Raw genomic sequence first — 26,666 nt, 5'->3', positions numbered from 1 at the left:
TCATTTACACAACTAGATGCGTTTATTTACAAATTTGCGCTAATATTCAAAGCTTCAAATCTTAAAAACATATTTATATGAGCTATTTACTTGCACTCGATCAAGGAACGACATCCAGTCGTGCAATTATATTTAATGAACACGGCATTGTTCAGGCGACAGCTCAACGTGAAACACACATTCAAACACCACATTCGGGTTGGGTGGAACAAGATGCTCAAGAAATTTGGTCATCTCAAATTGCAGTTGTTCAACAAGCACTTGCCAATGCCCGAATTTTAGCAAAAGACATTAAAGCAATTGGCTTAACCAACCAACGTGAAACAACAGTGGTATGGGACAAACGCACAGGTAAACCTTTAGCGCCTGCTATTATTTGGCAAGATCGCAGAGCTACAGATTGGTGTAATCATCTTATTCAAAAAGATTTAAACCAACTTATACAAACAAAAACAGGCTTAAGAATTGACCCGTATTTCAGTGCAGGAAAACTGGTTTGGCTTTTAAAAAATGTAGACTGTCTAAAAGATTTAGCCCAACAAGGACATGTTGCCTTTGGCACAATTGATAGCTGGTTAATTTGGAATTTAACCCAAGGTTCAGAACATGTAATTGAAGCAAGCAATGCATCCAGAACCATGTTAATGAATTTACAAAACCAATCTTGGGATGAAGAATTACTCGAATTATTTGATATTCCAAAGTCGGTTTTACCTAAAATTATTCAATCTGACCATTATGTTGCAGACACAGCCGAAGGTCTATTAGGTGCAACCATTCCTATTACAGGTATTTTGGGAGATCAACAATCTGCCCTATTTGGTCAATCTTGCTTTGAAGCAGGAACAGCAAAAAACACCTATGGCACAGGTTGTTTCATGCTGTTTAATACAGGACATGAAGTTCAATATAGCCAAAATAAATTACTTTCTACTCTCGCTTGGCAAGCTCAAGGGCAAACTTCATATGCACTTGAAGGTAGCGTGTTTATGGCAGGTGCAATTGTTCAATGGCTTAGAGATAGCTTAGGTATTATTCAAAAAAGTTGTGATATCGAAAAACTCGCATCTACAGTTGAGCATACAGATGGCGTAGTACTTGTTCCTGCATTTACAGGTTTAGGCGCTCCGCATTGGGACAGTGATGCTCGCGCACTACTATGTGGAATGTCGCGTGGCACAACCAAAGCACATATTGCCCGTGCAGCTTTAGAAGCGATTGCATTTCAAGTTTCAGATGTTTTAAGTGCAATGCAGTCTGACATTGATCAACCACTTAAAGAGCTTCGGGTAGATGGTGGCGCAAGCCAAAATGATATGCTCATGCAGTTTCAAGCAGATATTTTAAATGTGCCTGTATTACGTCCTAAAATGTTGGAATCTACGGCCTGGGGAGCGGCTGCTATGGCTGGTTTAAAAGCAGGTGTTTTCACAGATTTATCAGATATTTCTGAATCTTGGAAACTTGATCGTTGCTTTGAACCCAATATGCAGCAAGATAAACGTGACAAGCATTTAGATCATTGGAAAACTGCGCTAAAACGTGCCAAATCTAATCTCTAATGATTAATTAAAAAGTAGATCTCTGCCCTTTTTATTTATATAGAAATGACAGAGATCTAGGTAATTTACTTAATGCGCATGTCCACCACCCGATGCACCTATTTTAGGTTTTGGGCATAGCCAAATAATCAAGCCTGCAAAAATAAAGACCATCGACAAAATAAGAAATACATGATTTGCAGACAATGTACTGGCTTCTTTATCTACAATGCTAGAAATATAACCTAATGCACTTTGCGCACTAAAACCTGTTTGCATTAAGGTATTTTGTGTTTCTTCTACGTGTAAGTTACCCACCAATTCACTGCGAGAAACTTTGGAGTGATCATCCCAAAGTGTTACGACAAGCGAAGCACCAATTGCACCTGCCATGGTTCTCAGGAAATTCATTAAACCCGCTGCCGATGCCATTTCATGTGGTAAAACTGCTGCAAGCGCCATATTGGTAAGTGGAATAAAGAAGAACGGCACAGCAAAACCTTGAATAATTTGCGGTAAAGCCAATGCCATAAAGTCTGCATCTGTTGTCCAAAATGCACGCATTAACGTGACAAAACCAAGCAACATTAATCCAAAACATGCCAAAGCACGCTGATCGTATTTAGTTGCGAGCATGGCAACAATTGGCGACATAAGCAAACTACCAAAGCCCATTGTCGCAGTTAAATAACCCGCCCATGTTGCGGTATAACCTAAGTTAATTTGTAACCACTGCGGAATAAGTACAATACTGCCAAAGAAAGCACCAAATCCAAATGCGAGTGCCAATACCGAAATGGTAAAACCCCGATACCTAAAAATTTGTACATTCACAATAGGATGCCGTTCGGTCAGCTCCCAGATCGTGAAAATGATTAACCCAACAAACGCTGTTATCGCAAGAACTGAAATAGCAGGATGATTAAACCAATCATATTCATGCCCTAAATCGAGCATGAGCTGTAAAGCACCAATCCATAAAATGAGCAGGAATAATCCGCCCATATCAATTTTAAGTTTATCCGTTGGTGTTTCGGCAGTTTTTAATAGGCGCATTGCAGCAAATGCACAGAATAATCCGACAGGAATATTAATAAAGAAAATCCAATGCCAAGAGAAGTTATCGCTAATTGTACCGCCTAAAATTGGACCTAAAATTGGACCAATGACGGTGGTCATTGCCCACATGCCCATTGCCTGAGATTGCTTTTCTGGCGGAAAAATTCGCATAAGCAACATTTGGCTAAGTGGCATAATTGGACCACCAAATATCCCTTGTCCAATTCGGCAAAACACCAACATTTCTAAGCTAGTTGAAAAACCACATAAAATAGAAAAAATGGTGAAACCAAGTAAGCCAACACAAAAGGTACGAACTGCGCCAAAACGCCCTGCTAACCATCCTGTTAATGGAACACAAATGGCTTCGGCAACCGCATAAGACGTAATAACCCAAGTCCCTTGCGAAGGAGAAACTGCAAGGCTTCCTGTAATGTGAGGTAAAGATACGTTAGCAATGGTCATGTCTAACACGACCATAAAATTTGCCAAGGCCAATACAAATGCAGCGAGTATTAAGCGACCACCTTTAAGATCGCTCATTGCAGTATCGTATTTCATAAGCGATTACTTCGACTTCAAATCGACTTTAGCTTCCATCGACAAGCCAACACGAAGTGGATGTTTTGCTAATTCTTTAGAATCTAACTGAATACGAACAGGTAAACGCTGAACCACTTTAATCCAGTTTCCTGTCGCATTTTGTGCAGGAATAAGAGCAAAGGCTGCACCGGTCCCGCCAGAGAAACCAACAATTGTTCCTGTGTATTCAACAGAATTGCCATATAAATCTGAAGTTAAAGTGACCTTTTGACCTGCACGTACTTTTTCTAATTGGCTTTCTTTAAAGTTTGCATCTACATATAACTGATTTTCAGGAACAATCATCATTAAAGTTGTTCCTGGCGAAACTCTCTGTCCAACTTGAATATTACGACGTGTGACTACACCATCTAAGGGTGCTTTAATTTGTGTACGTTCTAAATCAAGTAATGCTTGTTTTAATTTTGCTTGTGCAACCAAAACATCTGGTGTGCTTTGTTCATTTGCGCCACGAATTAATGCTTCATTTGCTTCTAAATTACTTTGCGCTGCTTTTTGGCTCGACTTTGCTTGTGCCAAACCTGCTTGAGCAACATCAAATGCTGCTTTTGCTGTGTTCACAGATGCTTTAGATGTACTTAATTCTTCTTTAGAAATAGCACCAGAACTACTTAATTGCACACGGCGATTATAATCATCCTGCGCTTTAGCCAAATCTGCTTTTGCTTTAGCCACTTGTGCAGCAGCACTTTGAATTGCATCGCTACTCACATAAATTTGTGAGCTTAAAGAGCTACTATTTGCTTGTGTTTGTTTGAATTGACGTTGTGCTTTAAGTAATTCTGCTTGAGCTTGAGCCACTGCAATTTCAGCATCGCGCGGATCTATTTGAACCAACAAATCGCCTTTTTTGACTTGTTTGGTATCACTTGTAAATACTTCCGCAACTTGTCCTGTCACCATAGATGTAATAGATGCCGTTTCAGCACCCACATAAGCATTATCTGTCGTAACAGTATTATTAAATACAAATTTCCAAATTAAAAATAAAACCAAAGCAATGAATAAAAGGATTGCAACCAAACTCAGCGCTTTTTTTCGTTTCGCTTTTAATTGCTGATCTGTTGCTTCATTTGAATTTGGTGTTTCTGGCAACGTAGCTTGAGCATCTGTCATCGATTATTCCTAAGTTCAATAAACTTGGTCATCAGGCATCCCCTTGTTAAACAAGGAATGGACTTTTATGTCCTCGCTGAGGTGTCGATGAGAAAGTCTTAATTTTTTTAATCATCATATTTTATATAAGAATGAATTATATTTTGAGTGTAGAAATATAATTCATTCTTGATTTTTCTTAATTTCATTATATTTTTCAAAATCATACAAAATGTATGATTTTTATATTTTTGAGTATTTAAACTTTAAATTAATAAGCATAAGAAGCAATTGCTGTTGCGATTGGCTTATTTTCATCATTAATTAAAGTCATTCGCATGGTGCAACCTTTACGACCTAAACGTAAGGTTTCCGCACGAGCCGTAAAATACTGCCCACGACCTGGTGCCAAATAATCTACACGCATATCGACTGTTGCTAAGCGAGATACTTTTTTACCCGTTTCAGCAAATTCATCGGAGGGTGCTTTTTTATAAAGCTCCCCCATAGCCGTAATACCACCAATACTATCTAAAATAGTCGCTGCTACACCGCCATGTAAAATTTGAAAAGCAACATTACCAATTAAGTCTTTTTGCATTTCAACATGGGCTTCAATTTCACCATCGACAACACGCATGGTCATGCCACAAAATTTATAAAACGGTGAACCATTAAAAGCCTGACACAACTGATCTAGAACAACATTAATGTCTAAATTTTCATCTGCTTCAATATTTCCTGTCCAACTTTTTTCCGTTTCTTTCATCGTTTACTCAAATTACTAAAATTAAATAAAAAAATAAGATGTATCGCGCACAACCTCATTTAAGAGACTACAATAGACGAAGTTTAATACTGATCAATGAGATTGTTATGACTTATACGTTCAATCGTCCTGCATTTCCAGCTACTCGTATGCGTCGCATTCGTAAAAATGACCAATTGCGCTCAATGGTTCGAGAAACCCATTTAACCGCAGATCATCTCATTTATCCTGTATTTGTTTTGCCGGGTCAAAACCAAACTCAAGATATTCCAAGCATGCCAAATGTTCAGCGTTTATCTGCTGATTTATTGCTAAAAAAATCTGAAAAATTATTAGAACTTGGCGTATCTAAACTTGCGCTATTTCCTGTTACACCACAAGAAGACAAAAGTTTAACCGCTGAAGCAGCGTGGCGTGAAGATGGTTTAGTTCAACAAACTGTACGTTTATTGAAAAAAGAATTACCAGAAATGGTGCTCATTACAGATGGTGCACTCGATCCATATACAACACATGGTCAAGACGGCATTATTGATGACACAGGCTATGTGTTAAATGATGAAACAATTGAATGCTTAATTAAACAAGCATTAAGTCATGCTGAAGCGGGTGCAGATGTTGTTGCACCAAGTGACATGATGGATGGTCGTATTGGCGCAATTCGTCAAGCTTTAGAAGCCAATGGTCATATTTATACAAATATCATGGCGTATTCTGCGAAATATGCATCTAGCTTTTATGGTCCATTCCGTGATGCTGTAGGTTCATCTAGCAACCTAAAAGGCGGTAACAAATACAATTACCAAATGGATATTGGCAACCGTGCTGAAGCTTTGCATGAAATTGCACTCGATATTCAAGAAGGTGCAGATATGGTAATTGTAAAACCAGGTATGCCTTACTTAGATATTGTACGTGAAGTAAAAGATACTTTTGGTGTACCAACTTTTGTGTATCAAGTAAGTGGCGAATACGCAATGCTCGCAGGTGCAATTCAAAATGGTTGGTTATCTAATAGCGTAATTATTGAATCTTTAATGTCTTGCCGTCGTGCGGGTGCAGATGGTATTTGGACTTACTTTGCAGAAGAAGCTGCAATGATGTTAAAAGAAATGAAATAAGTTTCATTAAAAAGCCCTCCCTCTATATGAGGGCTTTTTTATCTCTCACTTTTAAGGATTAAAGGATTCAAACCTGATGCATATCGCCATCATAGGTGCAGGAATTAGCGGTTTAATGACTGCTTTAGAATTGGTTGAGCAAGGATGTTCTGTCACTATTTTCGATCAACAACAAGCAGCAAAAGCAGCTTCATGGGCAGGTGGCGGTATTCTTTCTCCCATGTACCCTTGGCGTTATGATTCTGCTGTAAATGCGCTTGCTAAACACGCCAAACCACTTTACCAAGCATGGAATGAAAAGTTAGCACCACAAACAGGTATAGACTTTCAAATTCATGAAACTGGCATGCTTATTTTAGATGAAGACGATTTTGAAGTTGGTCTAAATTACGCAAAACAGCATCATGAACCTATGCAACAAGCAGAATATTTACAACAAGAACAGCTTGAGCAAGTGAATCCGCATATTCACTCTAAATATCAACATGGCATATACTTTCCACAGATTGCCAATGTACGAAATCCACGTGTTTTACAGTCAATTACAGCCTATTTAAAACAGCATCCTAAAGTTCAATTTCATGAACACTGCCCTATTAAAAAACTGAACATTCAAAATAATAAAATTTCATCCATTACAGATGACTTTGGTCAAAAGTATTTTGCAGATGAATATGTACTTGCAACAGGTGCATGGTCAAAACATTGGGCTGAACAACTCAATTTAGATATTCCTGTAGCGCCAATTCAAGGACAAATGGTGCTATTTAAAACACCTGAAAATTGGTTGCCAACCATGTGTATGAATAAAGTGATGTATCTTATTCCACGCAATGATGGTCATATTGTATGTGGTTCAAGCATGCGTAATGTTGGCTTTAATATCACACCGAATGAAGCCGTAAAACATAATATTTTAGATGCTTGCTTTGATATGGTACCTGAACTTGCCAACTTCCCTATTGTGCATGAATGGGCAGGTTTAAGACCAAGCTCACCAAATGGTATTCCGTATATTGGGAAAATGCCTGAGCTAAATAATTTATGGGCGAACTTCGGTCATTTTAGAAATGGTTTATGCATGGGCGCTGCTTCGGCTCGCTTACTCAGACAACTTATGCTCAATCAAACAACCATTGAAGATGCTAAACCATATAGTCCTCAGCATCTAACTCAAATGGCTTTAGCCTATTAAAAAATAAGATGAATAAGAAAATGCATACTCAATTTATGCATTTTCTTGGGCAATGTAATACCTATTTTTGCCACTTTTTTTCGCTTGATACATTGTCTGATCTGCAATACGTAATAAGTTCTCAGGCTCATCACCATGTATTTTATAAATTGCAGCACCCAAACTTACAGAGATATTGATAACATTGTCCGAAATAACAACTTGCTCTCGAACAACATCTACAATTCTTTTTAAAATTTTGTCTAATTGCTCAAGTGATTGCAATTGATTTAAAACAATCACAAATTCATCGCCACCAACTCTGGAGATAAAGTCATGCTTTTTAATTGTTTAGAGAAGCTTTTTAGAAATAACTTTTAAAAGCTCATCCCCAATTTCATGTCCAAATGCATCATTCACATATTTAAATCCATCTAAATCGAGATAACACACAACAATATAATCTGAAGCTTCTTTATCTCGAATAAAATCTTCAAGTTTAATATTGAGCAAACGTCTATTTGGTAGGTTTGTTAAAGGATCAAACATCGTGATTGAGTTTAATTGTTCACGTTGCTTAGACATGGTGAGCACTAAATATGTCAACCAAGTAACTAGACCTGCCACTAAAATAATAACTAAAAATATTGAAACTATTTTAAGTAAACTTGTTGGCATATGTAATGAAGATACTTTTAAAGACCAATCTGCGCCATGTAACTGAATTGGAACTGAAATAACGTTTTCTGTTAAAGGTTCTTTTGAGGCATCTATAACTTATTTTTGTTTAGTAAATGGATTAATACCCGACAATTCATAGGCATAACCATTTTGAACCAAATTATTTAGTTGTACATCTTCAATTGCATTTGGCAGTTGTAAAGTAACAACGGTATATCCCCAAAAATAACGAGTACCATCTTCCTTTTGCAAAAATACAGGAAGCCTTCCAACAGCCCCTTGAGGACCTTGAATCAATTTAAATGGTCCTAAAAACTGAAGATCACCTTCCTTAATATTTTGTATTTCTTTTACTCTGTCCTTACCTTCAAAGAAATCATGATTTTCTACACCCTTATTTTGTAAGGGTGGTTCAATTTGTTGCATAATTCCATCAGGTGCAATTGATAATGCATAAGCACCGTTATACATAGGCAACATATATTTAGCGAGTTTACTAAAATTAGCAACTATGCCTTTGTTCTGATGTACCATTACAGCAAGCGCATTAGTCGAAGACAAAGAATGGTGTATTGTTTCCTCTATTGAACTTGCATAGGTATTCGCAATTTGATTCGCATGCGCTATGTTTGCTTCAGTTTCTGCATGCTTTATTTTCGAACAAATAAGCACACCAAATATGCAGCACAGAACAAAAACTAATATTGAAATATTTCTTTTATTCAGTACTTTCGCATATTTTTTTACAAATACCATTAAGCATTACCCATTTTCTAATTTAAAGCTTTGAATGCATATAAAAGTAATTTTTAATCAACTTACTTTTAATACACTTTTCTACCATTTAATTTCTAAAAAAATTCATTTAAAAATAACTCACTGAGCTATAAAGAGAATTTATCAAAATTAAACAATATATGATTATCTATATTATTAGATTGCTTTTCCATTAATAATTTTTAGCAATAATCTCAAAACATGATATTTAAACTCAAAACATACACACTGTAAGGCTTTTGACGTAATACACTGCCTAGTCACAATATGAGTTGAAATTACTGTTTTAGTACCCACTGCATAATCAAACGATGAAAAGCAAATAAATACTTTTTAAAATTAAGTAAAGTAATGTCTTAAAAGGTTTTTTGATTTATTTTTTGACATGTAAAATATTTTATAAAGCAGATTTTCTTGTACAAATTACCACCAACTATTCAAAATAATTGTTGCCATAAAACTAACTGCACACCTAAAAGTATTCACTTTAATTTAAATATTAATGATAATTGGGCACTTTATTTTTATCGTGTTAAATTAAAAAAATGATAATCTTTTTTATAAATACTTAGTTCACTTAGAAGCAATAAGTCCTGAAATAGCTGTAATGAGAACTAAGGTTTTCATACAGCAATCTCATTATTACAAAGAAGTATTCCATTCCACATAAAAGATTGCTGAATAATTAAGAATGTTAGGCATCAAACATTTTTGCAGCCATACGCTCTGCTTGTTTTCCATAAAACCAATACGTAAGTAAATACAGAGGAATTGCAATAAGTAAAAACATAATGAAAGTGATGAGTAAAAATTGCGTATTTTGTAAATACAACATTAAATCTTGCCATGCATTCGGATTTGACCGCGTTGCAAGCACAACACCTAAAATTAAAAAACAAACGTTATATAACCAATAAATTGCACTAAAACCTAAGGTAAATTTTTGGCGCTCTGCTTGTGTGGGTGCGCGACGTTGTTGTTTTAAAAATTTAAATAACACCCAAATCATAGCAATTAAATACGGTATGATTGTTAAAATTGCCCCCATGCCTGTAGGCATAATTGCAGCAAGCACGCCACAAATAAAAGAACAGACTAAAACAATAGCAAAAAACCAAAAAAAATAACGTGTTAAAGCGACCATTGAGATGACCAATACAACTTTAAAATCCTAGTATAAAAAAAATTGAGTTTTTTTTCATGTTTGTGTCAACCATACGTATATTTATATCGTTATATAAAGAGCAAGGTCAGCAACAACCGTAAATTTGTACCGGCATCCACAATATTTCGGTGACCTTAAACCTAGAGCAATAAGCTTGCTTAAGCATTAATTTTGATTAGTAGCCAAAATTCTTGTTCTGAGCAGATTTCTTTGACCGACGATTCATCCATCACTCGAATCGTCGGTCTTTATTTTTTACATCTTATTTTTTAACATTTCATCTCATAATTTACGTTTGAATATTGATTTCGACCACTACGTTTACTCTGATACAAGGCTTTATCTACATCTCGTAAAAACTGTACTTTCTCATCTGCTTCATGCACGAGTGTTGATTTCACCCCCATAGAAACCGATAAATAAGGCACAACTTCCGATTTTATGTGTTCAATTTGAGCCATTTCAATATTGTGTTTTATGAGCTTTGCGATATTCATAGCATCCGTCTCATTTGTATTTGGCAAGATAATAGCAAACTCCTCTCCACCAAAACGAGCAACTACATCTCGTGGGCGATGCAATGAGTTTTTTAGAATTTGAGCAACTTGTCTTAAAGCGATATCACCCTGAATATGTCCATAATTATCGTTATATGCTTTGAAATAATCTATATCTAATAAAATCATTGAAAATAATGATTTTTCTTTTATCGCACTCAACCATTCGCGCTCGAATAAATGCTCAAATAAACGCCTATTTGCGATACCTGTTAAGTTATCTTGATATGAATATTCTTCTAATTTTTTCTTTAAATCTTCTAATTCTTGTTCCTGTCTTTTCCGTTCAGAAATATCAAACATAAAACCAACTAAACGCTCTACAGTTCCATCTGGCTTACGCACAACATGAACAACGTCTCGTATCCATACATATTCGTCTGTTGCTGTCAGCGCACGATAATCAGCTTCATGGTCTATCCCCTCAAGTGATTGTTGGACACAATAATTAACCACCCACTCTCTATCCGTTTCATGCATGCGATCAGCCCAATCACCAACGGTTTTCCAAGAGCCTTGAGACCATCCTAATAATTTTTCAATTTGTGGGCCAATATAGCTAAAGGTCTTTGTATCCCATTCAATACTCCACGGTATTGCTAATGTCGACTCAACTAAGGTTTTGTAGATAAGATTATCTGTAAGCTGTTGCTCTGAAAATGGTGATTTAGACATAGCTGTACCTCTCAATGGAAAATCCATTGCTCCCCAATCCAATTTTTGGATATAAAAATAAATCTCGCTCACTAAGCATACGCTTTTTTTAGCGTATTGAATTACCTTTCAGCTTTTTTCTATTTTTAATCTAAGAATGATTCACGACAAAATATGTCGTTGTATTTTGGTTTTTATGTTAGTTTTTTAAATCAGCTGTTTTATAGTTAACATGCGCATAAAAATATTAAGGTTCTAATACATGGCAGTTCGTTTTTTTCATACATCTGATTGGCATTTAGGACAATTTTTCCACAATCATGATCGTGAATATGAACATACCCAATTTCTAAACTGGCTATTAGAACAAATAAAAGAAAAACAGCCACATGCCTTACTTATTGCAGGCGACATTTTCGATGTCATTAACCCTGCATCTGCAGCGCAAAAACAACTTTACCAATTTTTAGCAGATGCGCACGACATTGCCCCAAACATGCAAACTTTAATGATTGCGGGTAATCACGACTCTGGCTATCGCATTGAACAAGTCGAGCCTTTATTAGAAAAATATAATGCAAAGGCTGTGGGTGTTATTGATTGGAATAAAGATAAATCACTCAATATAGATCATTTATTACAGCCTATTTATAACGAACAAAAAGACATTGTTGCTTGGTGCTTAACACTCCCCTTTTTACGCTCTGCGGAAATTACAGGTTTTAACGACCAAACCACAAATAGTCAAAATGCGATTGCCTATTTACATCAACAATTAATCGCAGAAGCTAAAGCACGTAAACAGCCCAATCAAGCACTAATTTTAATGTCACATGCGCATATGCAAGGTGGAGAAACTTCAGATTCAGAACGCCCAATTATTATCGGTAATGAAGAAGCTCTATCTACATCTTTATTTGATGATGTGATTGACTACGTTGCACTTGGACATTTACATAAACCGCAAAAAGTAGGACAAGCACATATTCGATATAGTGGCTCGCCTATTCCGCTTTCATTTAGTGAAATTAATTACAAACACCAAGTGGTTGAAGTGGAAATTGATCCTACTTTACAAACTGAAGATCGATTTAAATTTCAAGCTTTGCCAATTCCACGTAGCGTTCAACTTCATAAAATTTCAGGTGAATTACAAAGTGTATTTGAACAACTTCGAAATCTTGCAGATGGAGAAATTGAAGCGATTAATCAACGTGAATATGTCGATATCGAATATCACACAGATACACCACCACAACCCAATTTACGCCAACAATTTGAAGATGCAATGCCATCAAATCGTTATAGATTGGTGCGAATTTCACGTAAATATTTAAATCAGCAAAATAATAATGATTTAAACCATAAAATAAGTTTAGAACCGCCAACACCTGAAAAGCTCTTTCAACAAATTTGGGAGAAACAAGGCTACAGCACAGATGAATCTGTTTTAAAAGATTTTTTAAGTTTGGTTGATGAAGCACAAAAATCACTTGAAGATGATGCGAGCGTTTAAGGAATTGCCATGAAAATTTTATCTATTCGAATTAAAAACTTGGCATCTTTAGCAGGTGAGCATTTTATAGATTTTGAAAGCGAGCCTTTAGCTAGCGCAGGTTTAATTGCTATTGTAGGTAAAACAGGTGCAGGAAAATCGACCATTTTAGATGCGATGTGTTTGGCGCTATTTAATCAAATTCCTAGATTAAAAGGCAGCGAAGGAAAAGTAATCGATAATGATGGTACACCTTTAAAAACTGACTCACCTTTAACCGTTTTACGTCGAGGTACATCTGAGGGTTTTGCTGAACTTTGTTTTGTTGCTAATGACCATAAAAGATACACTGCATATTGGGAAGTAAAACGTGCTCGCAATAAGATTGACGGGAAATTAAAAGCCACTCGATGGCTTAAATGTTTAACAGATGGAGTGGTTATTGCTGATAAAACATCTTCTGTCGACGAAAAAATTCAGGAAATTACACAGTTAAAGTTTGAACAATTTACACGTGCTGTTTTATTAGCTCAATCTGAAGTAACTGCTTTTCTACACGCAAAAGATAAAGAACGCAGTGCATTACTTGAATATCTGACTGATTCTAAAATTTTTTCTACGATCGGTTCAATTGCTTATTATAAAACCGATGATTACACCCAGCAAAAGAAGGCTCTTCAAGTTCGTTTTGGTGATATTGAAATTTTATCGGATGAAGATTTAACAACAACAACTAGTCAATTCAATACTGTTTCTGCGGAATACAAAAAGTTAGAACTGGAAAAATCTGCGCTTGAGAAAAATCAGCAATGGTATGAACAAAAGCAAAAATACGAAAATGATGTTCAAACACGCCAGCAACAATTAGAAATTCAAAAGCAACAACTCGATGCACTTGCGCCTCAAAAATTACAATTACAACAACTTGAGCAATTTGCTTCCATCCGCCCAAATGTAATTCAACAAAAGAATATAAATACCGATATTGCTAAATTACAACCGCAATTGGCACAAGCACAACAGCAGTTCAATGCCGTTGAACAACAATTCAACTCTGAAAAAATTACTTTTGAAAAAATTGATGCCGAACAAACTCAACAACATCAATTTGAAATTAAGCATCAAGAAAAAATTGAGCTTGTTCGCGCTCGTATTGCAGAGCGTCGCCTTTTAGGTGAACAGTTACTAAAAACAAAAGATGAGCTTAAATTTTTACAAGATCAGCAGCTACCTTTGGTCAATCATGAAAATCTGATCAAAGTACAACTTGAACAAATACAACAAAATATTGCCCAAAGCACGGCGCAATTAGCAACATCGGCTCATTTTAATTCTTTGGATGATGCACTTTCTGCTCACATCACGCAAACGCAACGTTTTATTCAAAGCTATACACAATTTGAAAACAACTATGGTGATGTTAATCACGCGAATTCACAAATAATTCAACAACAAAATGAGCTAGAACAACTCACCAAACAGTTTGGGAAAGATGATGTCTTAACACAAAAAATTGTGGCATTTCGTAAAGAACGAGAACAGTTATTAGGAACGTTAAATCAGCTTAGTCTTGTTCAACATCAGTATAAAAACTTCCAAAATATTGATACTGAACATCATAAATTAAGCGTTTTGCAAAACACATTAAAGCAACAAGTTGAACAAAGTCATGTACAACTAATAACTGCTGAAACGACTTATCAAACTCAAAAAAAATCACGTGAACAATTACAGCAAGTTTTACAACAACAGCGCTTACTTCATACCGAAAATATTGAGAAATTAAGAGCTGATTTGGTCGATGGTGAAGAGTGCTTAGTCTGTGGAAGCACACATCATCCTTATGTAAAAAATCAAAATGTACTTTCAGATGAATTATTCAAACTGCAAGAACAACAAGAGCAGCAAGAATATGAAAAAGAAAAAATTGCTTTTGATGATTGGCAAAAACTGCAAAATACGCATACACAGCAAACAACTGCTTTCGATGCGAATACAAAACAACTTACGAATATTCAGACTCAGCTACAACAAGCTCAGATTTTGCTTGAACAACAATTGAATGCTCTAAATATTTCTTTTGATTTTTCACAGAATCATGAAGCATTAATGCAAGTGATTCAGACAAAAATTAATGAATCGCAACAAGCACAAAAACAGATTGAAGATGCATTAAATTCACATGAATTAACCCTGAATAAATCTCAAAAAATTGTGCAGTTTATCCAACAAACCACGCAACAGTTATCGGTAGTGAAACAAGCTGAAGATAACATTCATCAAATTTTAGAACTGTTCAATGAAGCCGAACAAAATGAATGGAAACAATCTCCTTTAACAACAGCCGAAAAAATACAAATAGGCTTACAACAACGTCAACAGATATTAAAACAACTGAATGATCTCAATACTCAGCTTAATCAAACATCTCAACAACTCAAACAAGCTGAACAGAACGTAAAATTTAGTTTTGAAAAAATTCAATCCGCTGAAAAGCAAATTGAAAATTTAACGATTGAAGGAAAACAAAATAGCGATATTGCAATTCAAGCAATTCTTGAAATGACTCAAATAAATGTGGAAAAACCACATGAATGGTTAGCGCAATTTGATCAAAATAGACAGCAACTTCAAAGTCAATTTAATGAAGCTCGACAAAAGTTCGATCAAGTACGCCATGCCTTTGAATCAAAGCAAAGCACATTAAAAGAATTTCTAACGCAACAAGATCAGCTACAAGCGCAAAAGCAACACGTTGAACACAATATTCAACAATGGATGATTAAAAACTCAGCGTTTAATGAAATTCTATTAGAGCAACTCTGTGCTATTTCACATGAACAAGAACAGCATCTTAAGCAACGTGTTTTAACTATAGAACGTGCTTATGCAGATGCCCAAGCAGGGATTCAAGCCATTCAGCAAACCCTAGCCGAGCATTTAAAAACGCAACCAGAAATACAAATTTTACAAATTGAGCATGCACTTGCACTTAATCTTAAATTATTAGCAGAGCAACAAGAGCTGCGTGAGCAACTGAAAAGCAAGTTAGATATTCACTATGCAAACATAAATAGACAAAAACAATTTGCTGAGAAAATTCAACAAATTCAAACCGAAGAACATCGCTGGAATAAAATTTCGAGTTTAATGGGCGATTCTACTGGCAAAAAATTCCGCGATTACGCACAGCAATATAACCTCGATATTTTAATTGAATATGCCAACCAACAATTGGCTATGCTGTCACAGCGCTATACCTTAAAGCGTTTAGATAATTCTTTAAGCCTTGCCATTGTTGATCATGATATGGATGGTGAAACACGTTCTGTATCTTCGCTTTCAGGTGGTGAGTCTTTCTTAACTGCGCTTGCCTTATCATTGGCTATTGCAAGTATGGCTTCAGGTTCAATGAAAATTGAATCTCTGTTTATTGATGAAGGTTTTGGAACGCTCGATGCTTCTTCACTTCATATGGTAATGAATGCGCTAGATCAATTACAAAGCCAAGGTCGTAAAGTCGTGCTTATTTCGCATATTCAAGACATGCATGAGCGTATTCCTGTACAAATTCAGGTACAACCTGTTGGTGCGGGTGCAAGTCGAATTGAAGTTGTTGGATAAAAAAAGCCTGCTTTTATCGCAGGCTTTTTCTTTAGCGTCGGCACTCAATGTTTCCATCGACACGGTTTTTTGTACCTTGTAAGCGACTACCCTGTTCACACACAATATTTCCATCTACTGTAGTTTTATTCACTTTAAATGTTGGCGTATAAGTTTTAGCCTCAATATTGCCATCAATATTTGAAGACAAAATATCAATACTTTTTGCCTTTTTTGAAATGACATTACCATCAACATGTGCATTATTTAACTTTAAAGATGCTTGTGAATACACTTCAATATTGCCATCAACACGTGTGCCATTCATTTGACAATTTGCACCTTGTGGCACTTTCACATTATCTTCAATATGCACAGCACCTAAACTACCCCGACAAATACGATCATCCGCCCAAACCGTACTTACCCCAAGTAGCATTAAAATACCCACTACACTTTTATGTATTATTGTCATGCCTATTCTCCTTTTATACATAACTTTGCTTCGATTATTGCAAAAAAATATGTCAAAAATATGAACAGTTCCAATAAAACATATATTGTTCAATGGGCTATGTCATAACACTAAACCGAATAATCCCTTGCACCGAACAATGCTGTTCCTACACGTACCATCGTTGAACCTGCTGCAATCGCATCTACCATATCACCAGACATACCCATGCTTAAGGTATCCCAATCTTCAGGTTTGGCATGCTCAGACTTTACTTGTTCAAATAACGCCTTCGCATCAGCAAAGGCTTGTGTGTTATTTGGCGCAGGAATCACCATCAATCCACGTAAACGTAAATTTGGTAATTGGCTAATCGTTCTTACTAAATCGGCAACTTCCGCAGGTAAACAACCATCTTTTGTATCTTGTGCATCAATATTTACTTGTAAGCAAATATTTAAAGGCGTTTGAGATGCTTCACGTTGATTCGATAAGCGCTCTGCAATAATTAAACGATCGACCCCATGCACCCATGCAAACTTTTCTGCTAAATGTTTGGTTTTATTACGTTGAACATGACCAATAAAATGCCATTCAATCTCTAAATCTTTTAATGCTTCAATTTTATCTAAAGCTTCTTGTAAATAATTTTCTCCAAATGAACGCTGTCCTGCTTCATACATTTTCTGCAAAATTTCACTCGGATGTGTTTTTGAAACAGCCAATAACTGAACATCTTTTTCTGAACGATTCGCTAATTCACATGCATTTTTTATTTGTTCTAAAACTAAATTTCGCGATGTTTGCAGACTATTCATTGACGTATTTCTCATTTCAAGATGATTATTTACATTCGGCTCAAACAAACTGTTGGTTAAGCCGATGGAAAACCGTATTATTCTAACAAAATAATTAAGATTTACTCATTATCGGGGATTTAAATGGACATTACTGAACTACTCGCATTTTCTGCAAAAAATAATGCATCAGATTTACATCTATCTGCGGGTATGCCACCAATGATTCGTGTGGATGGTGAAGTACGCAAAATTAATTTACCAGCCTTAGAACACAAAGAAGTTCATAAACTTGTTTATGACATTATGAACGATAAACAACGTCGCGATTATGAAGAAAAATTAGAAACTGACTTTTCATTTGAAGTTCCTGGCGTGGCTCGTTTCCGTGTGAACGCATTCAACCAAAACCGTGGTGCAGGCGCTGTATTCCGTACAATTCCATCAAAAGTACTAACAATGGAAGATTTGGGCATGACTCAAATCTTTAAAGATATTTGTGAATATCCACGTGGTATTGTTTTGGTTACAGGGCCTACTGGTTCGGGTAAATCAACAACACTTGCAGCAATGATTGATTACATTAACGACAACCGTTATGACCATATTTTAACTGTCGAAGACCCAATCGAGTTTGTGCACCAATCTAAAAAATGCTTGGTGAACCAACGTGAAGTACACCGTGACACACATGGCTTTAATGAAGCACTTCGTTCAGCGCTGCGTGAAGATCCAGATATTATCTTAGTTGGTGAGATGCGTGACCTTGAAACGATTCGCTTAGCGCTAACTGCTGCGGAAACAGGTCACTTAGTATTTGGTACGCTACATACCACATCTGCGGCTAAAACCATTGACCGTGTAATTGACGTATTCCCTGCCGAAGAAAAAGACATGGTTCGTGCCATGTTGTCAGAATCATTACAAGCCGTTATTTCTCAAACACTCTTAAAGAAAAATGGTGGCGGTCGTGTTGCTGCGCATGAAATTATGATTGGTATTCCTGCTATTCGTAACTTAATTCGTGAAAACAAAGTGGCGCAAATGTATTCTGCAATTCAAACAGGTGCAAACTACGGCATGACTACGCTCGACCAAAGCTTAAAAACTTTAGTCAACAAAGGTGTAATTAGCGCACAAACTGCACGTACTGCAGCAAAACAGCCTGAAACATTCCTCTAAATAAGACTTTAAATTTCAGTTAAGGATTCACTTATGGACTTTAATGACTTATTGAACCTCATGATTCAGCAAAAAGCATCTGACCTATTTATTACGGCAGATGTTGAACCATCAATGAAAATTAATGGTCAAATTGTGCCTGTCGTGAAAACAAAGCTATCAGGTGAAGTTGTTGGTCAGCTTATACAAGCAATTATGACTGACAAACAGAAGCAAGAATTTTCAGAAACACGTGAATGCAACTTTGCAATTTCAAATAAAGATAAAACTGCACGTTTTCGTGTAAGTGCATTTCAACAGCGTGATCAACCTGGGATGGTATTACGTCGTATTGAAACACGTATTCCTGAAATTGAGGAGTTAAATCTTCCACCTATTTTAAAAGACCTAGCCCTAAAAAAACGAGGTATTGTAATTTTTGTAGGTGCAACTGGTACGGGTAAATCTACTTCACTAGCATCTGTTATTGGCTTTCGTAATCAAAATTCTAAAGGTCATATCATTACCATTGAAGACCCTATTGAATTTATTCACGAACATGCAGGCTGTATTATTACGCAACGTGAAGTTGGTATAGATACAGATTCATTTGAAGTTGCATTAAAAAATACGCTTCGTCAGGCGCCAGATGTCATTATGATTGGTGAGATTCGCTCTCGTGAAACCATGAATTATGCTATTGCCTTTGCCGAAACAGGTCATTTAGTTTTTGCAACTTTGCATGCAAACAATGCCAACCAAGCACTCGATCGTATCATCCACTTCTTTGAAGCTGACCGCCACAGTCAATTGTTTATGGATTTATCTTTAAATTTACAAGCAATTATTGCACAACAACTTATTCCAACAGTTGATGGCAATTCTAGACGTGCAGCAATTGAGATTTTAATTAATTCACCGCTTATTTCTGACTTAATTCGTAAAGGTGAAATAAATGAAATTAAAGAACTCATGAAACGTTCACGTGAATTAGGGATGCAAACTTTTGACCAAGCTTTATTTGATTTGTATCAAGCAAAGCAAATTAGCTATAAAGAAGCGTTAAAGCATGCAGATTCACCAAACGATTTGCGTCTACAAATTAAGCTCTCTGAAGAGGGTGGCTTAAGCCGATTATCAGAATCAACAAGTCGCATCACCTTTGATACTGAATAAAATTCAAAGTATATTTTTAAACAAAAAAGGCTTCTTAACGAAGCCTTTTTTAATACCACATATTTTATTTCTTACGGAATACTTCTTGGCATTCTGAAGCATCGCAATAACCATAAAGATTAAGCGAATGTCCTGTAAGTTCAAAACCGAACTTTTTAGCAACTTCGTGCTGTTCAGTTTCAATAACATCGTTATGAAACTCCACAACTTTGTTGCAGTTGTAACATACTAAATGATCGTGATGATCATCTTGCATAATTTCAAAAACAGAATGATTGTTTTCAAAATAATGACGTTGAATAATACCGGCAGCTTCGAACTGTGTTAATACACGATATACAGTTGCTAAACCGACATCTTCCCCTTGATCGAGTAAAGTCTTATAAATGTCTTCTGCGCTTAAATGATGTTGTTTTGAATTTTCTAATAATTCCAATATTTTAATTCGCGGAAGTGTGACTTTTAGTCCAGCTTTACGTAAATCTTGATTTGAAATAGCCATGTAGTTAAGTCTCTCAACAAAATGAAAGTTGGAATATGCAACAAAGTTTAGATGCAGTATGATCTATCCTTGGATCAAATGCATCATAATTAATTGGGATAGTGTAGCAAAATGCAAAAAATCATGTTGACGTTATTCGTCGCTTCATTGCTCACAGGTTGTTCAACCTTGGGCGTTTATAAAGTTGATATTCCTCAGGGTACACCTTTAACTCAAGCTCAAGCATCTAAAGTTCAGGTTGGTATGAGTCACCAACAAGTACGCTTTTTGCTTGGAAGCCCAACAATATCAGACCCTTTAAACCCTTTACGCTGGGACTATATCTACAATTACATCCCAGGAACTTATGCTAAAAAAGCAAAAATTTCAGCAGCACATGGTCAGCATTTAAAAATATTCTTTGATGCAAACGGTATTGTACAGAATATTGAAGGTTTAGAAACAATTCCTGAAACACAACCAGGTTTACCAGGTTCTAAAGAAGCTATTTTGAATGCGCCACCACTATAAACACTTTAAATTTAAAAAAAACCCCTCAATGAGGGGTTTTTTTATGATTTCACTTGTTTAAAACGATTACTTCGACAATAACGACTTGTTGGATTGTTTTCTGCACGCTTTCTTCGAATATCTTTAGGATTAATTGTAAGCGCCCGATAAATCTCTACGCGATCCCCTATTTCAATCGGTTGAGATAAATCTTTTAAGCGCACGCCAAAAATCCCCAATTGTAAGTTTTCAGGCAGTTCAACTTTTTGACGAATACCACTTTTTTCAATGGCATCCAATGCTGTCATACCTTCAACATAATCTACACGTATATGAAATTGTTGATCTTGGGCTGCATAAGCAACCCAAATATCTTGATTCTGCGACATTATAAAATTTGCCCAAAGTACGACACAAGCGCAACAATAATCGAAAGTGGTAAAACAATACGAACTGAAATACGCCAAATATTGTAAATTGCTTCACTTTTAAAATTTAATGCTTTACGTAAGTGACTAATTTTCATTATCCAGCCAACAAAAATTGCATAAATAAAGCAAATTGCTAAGCCCCAAAGAATAAGCACCACATTAAAAATAGGTGCAATAGATGGAATAGCCCACAATAATGTTGCAACAGCTAAAATTAACCATTGAATTGCAATATTGATTTGACGTTGAGCCAACTGTTCACGTGCAAGTTGCAAAACAAGCGCAGCAGAAGTCACCACAGCAAATATAAGTGCGAATGCAGGAATTTGTGCTTGAGCTGCAAAAAAGCCAAATGCGACAACGGCAAGTAATTGTGCAATCCAAATAGGTAAAGCTGTTTTTGTTGCAACATCTTCTGTCTTAACAACAGCTAAACTACTTTGCCAGTAAATACCCATGCCCAAACCACTTGCGACTAAAGCTAGAATTGTTGCATTCGCCCATTCGCCAAACATTAATGGAGTGATTGTCCACTCAGGTAATGTAGAACCTGCTGTATTAGCTAAAATAATTGATGCAATAACGGCAATAGCAGTTAAAACAACAATAATTTGGCGTGAAACACACGATATAGCAAACGCAGCGATCGCAAGTCCAACAAACAATAAATTCGTTTGAAGACCTGTAGATGTGTATGTGCTTAATAACTGACTTGCATTAGATAACATTCCACCCGCAAGAAAAGGAATGAAAACAACAGCTAACCAACCAACTAAGCGCCATCTTTGTGAAGCATCTGCATCACGAGTTAAACTAGATAATGCTTCTAAAGCTGTAGTTTTTGAACGTTTTGCCAACGCTATTTCTAAATAACAAATAGGTAAAGCTAAAATCACCATGGTACCAAGCCAAAGTAGCCAAAAGTCAATTTGACGTTCAACTAAAATACCTGTTACAGGTGCGAGTGTTGCAATAATAATAAATGATAGACAAAACGCCATCAGCGGCGAGATCCATCTTGCTATAGCATTATCTTGCATGATGCTTTCCTAATAAAAATCTACGGCTATTTTGCCCTGCTCATCGCGGAAAATCAAAACCCTATAAAAAGAAAAAGCAAACTATCTCGAAAGATAATTTGCTGCGCTGAATATTAAAACATGCATGTAATTATTATTGTTTCGTTTATTCCCAATTATGAAAAAAAGCGAGCGAACCAGTTTTTACCTCTTTTCTGCTCTTTTTCTTTAATAATGCCCATCATATTTTCTTTTACAGCGCCTACATAATCAGCATCATCGTGCTGAATATGATTAATCAACCATTTTGACAACACTTCATGAAGCTCAGCTTCAATAGAATGCCCCATTTGGAATCTATCACGATAAGATTCAATCTTTTTAATAAATAAATCATGTACACGTTTATGAGGTACACGGTATTTATAATCTGCTTCTTCTTGCAGTGATTCTTCAAACGTAAAATGTGACTGTGTATAGTCAATAATATTGTCTAAAATCTGTTTAATGCGATCTTTATCTGTGTGATCCGAAATCTCTACAATTTCATTGATATAATCAAGAATTCGTTTATGTTGATCGTCTATCACATCGATACCAGTATTATATTCTGGAATCCATTTCATCTTCATGCGATCACCTGTTGATCTTAAGTTACTAAACACTTACAAAGCATAGTAGCCACATTTTGATGAAATAAAAATCAACTAAATTACTCTACTTATCTAGTTTTTAATCAAAAAAACAATAAGTCATTGTTTTATATTTATTTAAACATTAAACCATACTAAAAGAATCAGTTATTAATTAACCAATCTATTGATTTTAAACATTTTAATAAATTAGACACATTTTACAAAAAATAAATAGACTGTTAAATACATCAATAATCCATTTTCACAAGTTTAATATTGATCTGCCTTGGTGATACGCTTTAATTCAGGATTTAAACGCTCACGTTCTAAGCGTTCAATATGAGTCGACTCTTTGCGAATAGGTTGACCATGCTGAAATAAAATCATTTCACCAGGCTTATATACTATCCATTTTTCATTCTGTGTAAGTGGTTCAGTCGTAATTACAGCAACACGATCTTCTGGTGTTGTGTGCTGACTAAAATCGACTTCAACATCAAGATCAACAAGCTGTGCAGGCTGAAATGGATACTCTCGCACCAACCAATGCAATTTTGTTACAGCATAACTAAATAGTGCCTTTCCATTTGAAAGACAGAAATTAAAAGTGCCATGCTCAGCAATTTTTGGTGAAACTTCCAATAACAAATCAAAGATTTGATCTAATGAAGGCTCTTCATATCCAAATTTTTGTACTAATTGATCGAGCAAATAGCAAAATGATAGTTCACTATCTGTATTGCCAATTGGTGTAAAACGCCCCGATAGCGTTGGTTCAAAACCATGTAAATCGCCATTATGCGCAAAAATCCACTGACGTCCCCACAACTCACGTACAAAAGGATGTGAATTTTCTAAGGTGATTTTTCCTTGCGTGGCTTTACGAATATGCGCAATTACATTGCGTGATTTAATTGGATAATTTCGAATGAGTTCTGCAATTGGAGATTCCACAGCAGATTGATTATCTACAAATAAACGGCATGCTTTATCTTCAAAAAACGCAATGCCAAAACCATCGCAATGGTCAGAAGTAATTCCTGCGCGTTGCGAAAAACCACGAAATGAAAATGTAATATCCGTAGGTGTTGCACAATTCATTCCGAGTAACTGACACATAATTTTTCTTTCAAATAAATCTATTTTATATGGTTAGATATTTTGCATGACTCATGCTTCGTTTTGCAAATCACATTGCCAAATAAGGTCTTCTTTTTAGAATATTTGCTGTATCTTTTGAAATTTAGTCCAATTTATTTAATTCGACATCTTTAAAATGAAAAAGAAATAAACTAAAAAAAGAGCCTTTAATGGCTCTTTTTTTATTCAAACTAATTTTTTCACTTCGCTCTATTGGTAATTAATGTTCCAACACCGTGATCTGTGAAAATTTCTAACAATGTTGCATGTGGCACACGACCATCAACAATATGCGCGCTTACAACACCGCCTTTAACTGCATCTAATGCACAACCTACTTTAGGAATCATCCCGCCATAAATTACGCCTGTTTCAATTAAACGATCAACTTCTTGCGTTGTTAAACCTGTTAAAAGGTTTTTATTTTCGTCTAATACACCTTTAATATTAGTGAGTAAAACAAGTTTCTCTGCGCCTAATGCTTCAGCAACTTTACCTGCAACCAAGTCAGCATTAATGTTGTAAGTATTCCCTTCATCATCTACACCAAGTGGCGCAATAACAGGAATAAAGTCGCTGTCTGTAAACATTTCAAGTACGTCAGTCTTTACACCAACCACTTCGCCCACTAAACCTAAATCAATTTCTTGAACAGAACCATCTTCAGCTGTTTTTTGCATTAACAGTTTTTGCGCACGAATTAAATTGCCGTCTTTACCTGTTAAGCCAATTGCACGACCACCGTGTTTATTAATCAAATTCACGATAGATTTGTTCACGCTGCCGCCCAATACCATCTCAACAACTTCCATAGTTGCAGGATCAGTTACGCGCATGCCATCAATACGGTCAGATTCACGCCCAAGCTGCTTCAAAAATGAATCGACTTGTGGACCACCGCCATGAACAACAATTGGGTTTAAACCCACTGTTTTAAGCAATACGATATCACGAGCAAACGAACTTTCTAGCTCAGGATCGGTCATTGCGTTGCCGCCATATTTCACAACTAGGGTTTTACCCGCAAAACGTTGAATATACGGCAAAGCTTCTGTCAAAATTTGTGCTTTGTCGATGCCAGTTTGCTGATGTGGCATTCGCCTCTCCTTATTGAGCATCTAAAATGTCTTGTGCGATATTCGGATATCGACCACTTAACATAGTAACAAATGTATTTCGAATTTCATTTAAACGTGTCGAATTATCGGCATCAAAACGTACGGTAAAATACTCTCCCGTATTCGATGCTCGAATAATGCCAAATCCGTCCTCAAAATCAAGTCGAATCCCATCAATTTTACTTAATTCTGCGTCAACATTCAGACTTAACTGTTCAAAATATTGAAGTACTTGAGCCGTATCGACATCATGAATATGAATATATGTATCTTCAGTACTTGATCTTTTAGGATACTTTTCAAATAATGCTGACACTGTTTTATTTGCCGATTCACTTAAATATTCTAAAATTCTGAGTGCTGCATATAAGCCATCATCATAACCAAGCCCGCGCCCATCATTAAAAACATAATGACCTGCATATTCACCACCAAAAACAGCCTGACCACTCGATTGTGCCAAATATGTTCTTAAGAAAGTACTGCCTGTACGAATCATTTTAGGCTTACCACCTAAATGACGTACAGTATTACGAACCATAGTCGAACATTTCACATCAAAAACAATTTCACTATTCGGATGTGTTTTTAAACAAATTTCACTAATTAAAGACAGTAATTGGTCTGCTGAAATTAGCTTAGCTTTTTCATCTAAAATCACTAAACGATCGCCATCACCATCTAAAGCAATGCCAATATCTGCTTCATGCTGTTGAACAGCACATTTTAATTTTTCAAGATTCTGCTCTTTAGATGGATCGGGTGCATGATCTGGAAACTCACCATTTGCGTCACAGCGTAAAGCAATCACGTCACAACCTAATTTTTCTAATATATGAACCGCGCATTCGCCTGCCGAGCCATTTAAACCATCTATTGCGACTTTAAATTTTCGTTTTAATTGAATATCAGAAATTAAATGTGCTTGGTAAGCTTGGCAAAACTGTGGAATATGCTCAGCTTCTAGCTTTTTATAGAATTTGTAATGTGTCGATGAAAAATACTGTTGAGATTTTTGTGCAACAGCTTGAATCATTTCAGGTGTAGGAGGAAAACCCTGAAGCATCCACTTAATGCCGTTATCACATTTTTCATTATGGCTCGCGGTAACCATAATGCCATTACCGCCATTTTCACGTGCGCTAAAATACATTTGCGGGCTTGAACATCTTCCTAATAGCGTGACGTTTAAACCTTTTTCAATACATGCTTGTTGTATAATTCCAGCATATTCAGCACTTGTAATTCGTGCATCGTAACCCAAAACAATATTACTTTCGCCTCGTTCTAAAAATAGTTCTGCTAGTCCATTTGCTACAGCATATATAAATTCAGGCGTCAAAATGCTGACCTTGCCACGAATATCGTAAGCACGGAAAACCTGAATAGGAAAAATTTGCTGAGCTGGGTTCATAGGCAATAATTTTTTAATTAATTTGGAGTGTGGAAA

General features: G+C 36.0%; 23 protein-coding genes and 1 pseudogene. 8 read left to right on the top strand and 16 right to left on the bottom strand.

The features are described 5' to 3' along the window. Window positions 1-77: 77 nt before the first annotated feature. Window positions 78-1,562: a glycerol kinase GlpK gene (gene glpK / locus SKM54_RS10550; RefSeq protein ID WP_321092223.1), complete on the top strand. Its 1,485-nt coding sequence runs from the start codon at window positions 78-80 to the stop codon at window positions 1,560-1,562. Between the two features lie 69 nt (window positions 1,563-1,631). Here glpK and SKM54_RS10545 read toward each other — a convergent pair whose 3' ends face one another. From SKM54_RS10545 to SKM54_RS10535, 3 genes are all read right to left on the bottom strand, one after another. After that, entirely contained in the window at window positions 1,632-3,161 is a 1,530-nt protein-coding gene (locus SKM54_RS10545) for a DHA2 family efflux MFS transporter permease subunit (protein ID WP_321095305.1), read from the bottom strand. A gap of 6 nt (window positions 3,162-3,167) precedes the next feature. Then, the gene (locus SKM54_RS10540) at window positions 3,168-4,319 is read right to left on the bottom strand and encodes an HlyD family efflux transporter periplasmic adaptor subunit (RefSeq protein WP_321095304.1); all 1,152 of its coding nucleotides are present in this window, start codon (window positions 4,317-4,319) and stop codon (window positions 3,168-3,170) included. A gap of 250 nt (window positions 4,320-4,569) precedes the next feature. Then, window positions 4,570-5,067, bottom strand: a complete 498-nt coding sequence (locus SKM54_RS10535) for a thioesterase family protein (RefSeq protein WP_321095303.1) — start codon at window positions 5,065-5,067, stop codon at window positions 4,570-4,572. A 107-nt stretch (window positions 5,068-5,174) separates the two neighbouring features. Between SKM54_RS10535 and hemB the strand changes: the two genes are divergently transcribed. Together hemB and thiO are read left to right on the top strand one after the other, a co-directional pair. Beyond that, window positions 5,175-6,188, top strand: a complete 1,014-nt coding sequence (hemB, locus tag SKM54_RS10530) for a porphobilinogen synthase (RefSeq protein WP_154773699.1) — start codon at window positions 5,175-5,177, stop codon at window positions 6,186-6,188. Between the two features lie 76 nt (window positions 6,189-6,264). After that, complete coding sequence (thiO, locus tag SKM54_RS10525; RefSeq protein WP_321095302.1) at window positions 6,265-7,383, top strand: glycine oxidase ThiO; 1,119 nt, start codon at window positions 6,265-6,267, stop codon at window positions 7,381-7,383. 33 nt (window positions 7,384-7,416) lie between these two features. Here thiO and SKM54_RS10520 read toward each other — a convergent pair. The 4 genes and pseudogenes from SKM54_RS10520 to SKM54_RS10505 form a co-directional block, all read right to left on the bottom strand. Further along, a pseudogene (locus SKM54_RS10520) lies at window positions 7,417-7,911 on the bottom strand (diguanylate cyclase domain-containing protein). A 228-nt stretch (window positions 7,912-8,139) separates the two neighbouring features. Further along, on the bottom strand, window positions 8,140-8,799 hold the full coding sequence (locus SKM54_RS10515) for a hypothetical protein (protein WP_321095301.1): 660 nt from the start codon (window positions 8,797-8,799) through the stop codon (window positions 8,140-8,142). Window positions 8,800-9,514: 715 nt separating this feature from the next. After that, window positions 9,515-9,964 (bottom strand): ABZJ_00895 family protein, encoded by a 450-nt coding sequence (locus SKM54_RS10510; protein WP_321090260.1) that lies wholly within the window; start codon window positions 9,962-9,964, stop codon window positions 9,515-9,517. 290 nt (window positions 9,965-10,254) lie between these two features. Continuing rightward, on the bottom strand, window positions 10,255-11,217 hold the full coding sequence (locus tag SKM54_RS10505) for a GGDEF domain-containing protein (RefSeq protein WP_321095318.1): 963 nt from the start codon (window positions 11,215-11,217) through the stop codon (window positions 10,255-10,257). 241 nt (window positions 11,218-11,458) lie between these two features. Between SKM54_RS10505 and SKM54_RS10500 the strand changes: the two genes are divergently transcribed. Together SKM54_RS10500 and SKM54_RS10495 are read left to right on the top strand one after the other, a co-directional pair. Then, on the top strand, window positions 11,459-12,712 hold the full coding sequence (locus SKM54_RS10500) for an exonuclease SbcCD subunit D (protein ID WP_248103114.1): 1,254 nt from the start codon (window positions 11,459-11,461) through the stop codon (window positions 12,710-12,712). Window positions 12,713-12,721: 9 nt separating this feature from the next. Further along, window positions 12,722-16,315: an AAA family ATPase gene (locus SKM54_RS10495; RefSeq protein ID WP_321095300.1), complete on the top strand. Its 3,594-nt coding sequence runs from the start codon at window positions 12,722-12,724 to the stop codon at window positions 16,313-16,315. 31 nt (window positions 16,316-16,346) lie between these two features. Here the strand turns inward: SKM54_RS10495 and SKM54_RS10490 are convergent, their stop codons facing one another. Further along, a complete protein-coding gene (locus SKM54_RS10490; RefSeq protein WP_311918273.1) occupies window positions 16,347-16,769 on the bottom strand; it encodes a hypothetical protein in 423 nt (140 codons plus the stop codon). A 110-nt stretch (window positions 16,770-16,879) separates the two neighbouring features. Continuing rightward, window positions 16,880-17,566 carry a YggS family pyridoxal phosphate-dependent enzyme gene (locus SKM54_RS10485; protein WP_154772397.1) on the bottom strand — a complete coding sequence of 229 codons (687 nt, stop codon included), beginning with the start codon at window positions 17,564-17,566 and terminating at the stop codon, window positions 16,880-16,882. Between the two features lie 123 nt (window positions 17,567-17,689). Here SKM54_RS10485 and SKM54_RS10480 point away from each other — a divergent pair, with 123 nt between their 5' ends. Together SKM54_RS10480 and SKM54_RS10475 are read left to right on the top strand one after the other, a co-directional pair. Beyond that, window positions 17,690-18,727 carry a type IV pilus twitching motility protein PilT gene (locus SKM54_RS10480; protein WP_154772396.1) on the top strand — a complete coding sequence of 346 codons (1,038 nt, stop codon included), beginning with the start codon at window positions 17,690-17,692 and terminating at the stop codon, window positions 18,725-18,727. Between the two features lie 33 nt (window positions 18,728-18,760). Next, a complete protein-coding gene (locus SKM54_RS10475) occupies window positions 18,761-19,882 on the top strand; it encodes a PilT/PilU family type 4a pilus ATPase (RefSeq protein WP_321090267.1) in 1,122 nt (373 codons plus the stop codon). A gap of 64 nt (window positions 19,883-19,946) precedes the next feature. Here the strand turns inward: SKM54_RS10475 and fur are convergent, their stop codons facing one another. After that, on the bottom strand, window positions 19,947-20,384 hold the full coding sequence (fur, locus tag SKM54_RS10470) for a ferric iron uptake transcriptional regulator (protein ID WP_154772394.1): 438 nt from the start codon (window positions 20,382-20,384) through the stop codon (window positions 19,947-19,949). A 111-nt stretch (window positions 20,385-20,495) separates the two neighbouring features. Between fur and SKM54_RS10465 the strand changes: the two genes are divergently transcribed. Beyond that, window positions 20,496-20,894: an outer membrane protein assembly factor BamE gene (locus SKM54_RS10465; RefSeq protein WP_248103108.1), complete on the top strand. Its 399-nt coding sequence runs from the start codon at window positions 20,496-20,498 to the stop codon at window positions 20,892-20,894. 41 nt (window positions 20,895-20,935) lie between these two features. Here the strand turns inward: SKM54_RS10465 and SKM54_RS10460 are convergent, their stop codons facing one another. From SKM54_RS10460 to SKM54_RS10435, 6 genes are all read right to left on the bottom strand, one after another. Then, the gene (locus SKM54_RS10460; protein WP_321088731.1) at window positions 20,936-21,262 is read right to left on the bottom strand and encodes an RnfH family protein; all 327 of its coding nucleotides are present in this window, start codon (window positions 21,260-21,262) and stop codon (window positions 20,936-20,938) included. Further along, complete coding sequence (locus tag SKM54_RS10455; protein WP_321095299.1) at window positions 21,262-22,344, bottom strand: hypothetical protein; 1,083 nt, start codon at window positions 22,342-22,344, stop codon at window positions 21,262-21,264. The genes SKM54_RS10460 and SKM54_RS10455 overlap by 1 nt, the downstream gene beginning before the upstream one ends. Before the next feature lie 155 nt (window positions 22,345-22,499). Continuing rightward, complete coding sequence (locus SKM54_RS10450; protein ID WP_154772390.1) at window positions 22,500-22,955, bottom strand: bacteriohemerythrin; 456 nt, start codon at window positions 22,953-22,955, stop codon at window positions 22,500-22,502. A gap of 273 nt (window positions 22,956-23,228) precedes the next feature. Further along, window positions 23,229-24,077 carry a class II glutamine amidotransferase gene (locus SKM54_RS10445; protein ID WP_321090269.1) on the bottom strand — a complete coding sequence of 283 codons (849 nt, stop codon included), beginning with the start codon at window positions 24,075-24,077 and terminating at the stop codon, window positions 23,229-23,231. Window positions 24,078-24,298: 221 nt separating this feature from the next. Further along, window positions 24,299-25,195, bottom strand: coding sequence for an acetylglutamate kinase (argB, locus tag SKM54_RS10440; protein WP_154772388.1), 897 nt, complete (start codon window positions 25,193-25,195; stop codon window positions 24,299-24,301). Window positions 25,196-25,205: 10 nt separating this feature from the next. Then, window positions 25,206-26,630, bottom strand: a complete 1,425-nt coding sequence (locus SKM54_RS10435; RefSeq protein ID WP_321095298.1) for a phosphomannomutase/phosphoglucomutase — start codon at window positions 26,628-26,630, stop codon at window positions 25,206-25,208. Window positions 26,631-26,666: the final 36 nt, after the last annotated feature.

Origin of the sequence: Acinetobacter faecalis, assembly GCF_034187745.1 — a bacterium.
Classification (GTDB): domain Bacteria; phylum Pseudomonadota; class Gammaproteobacteria; order Pseudomonadales; family Moraxellaceae; genus Acinetobacter; species Acinetobacter faecalis.
Note: the sequence above shows the minus strand (reverse complement) of the source record. Positions and strands in the feature narration are given on the sequence as shown.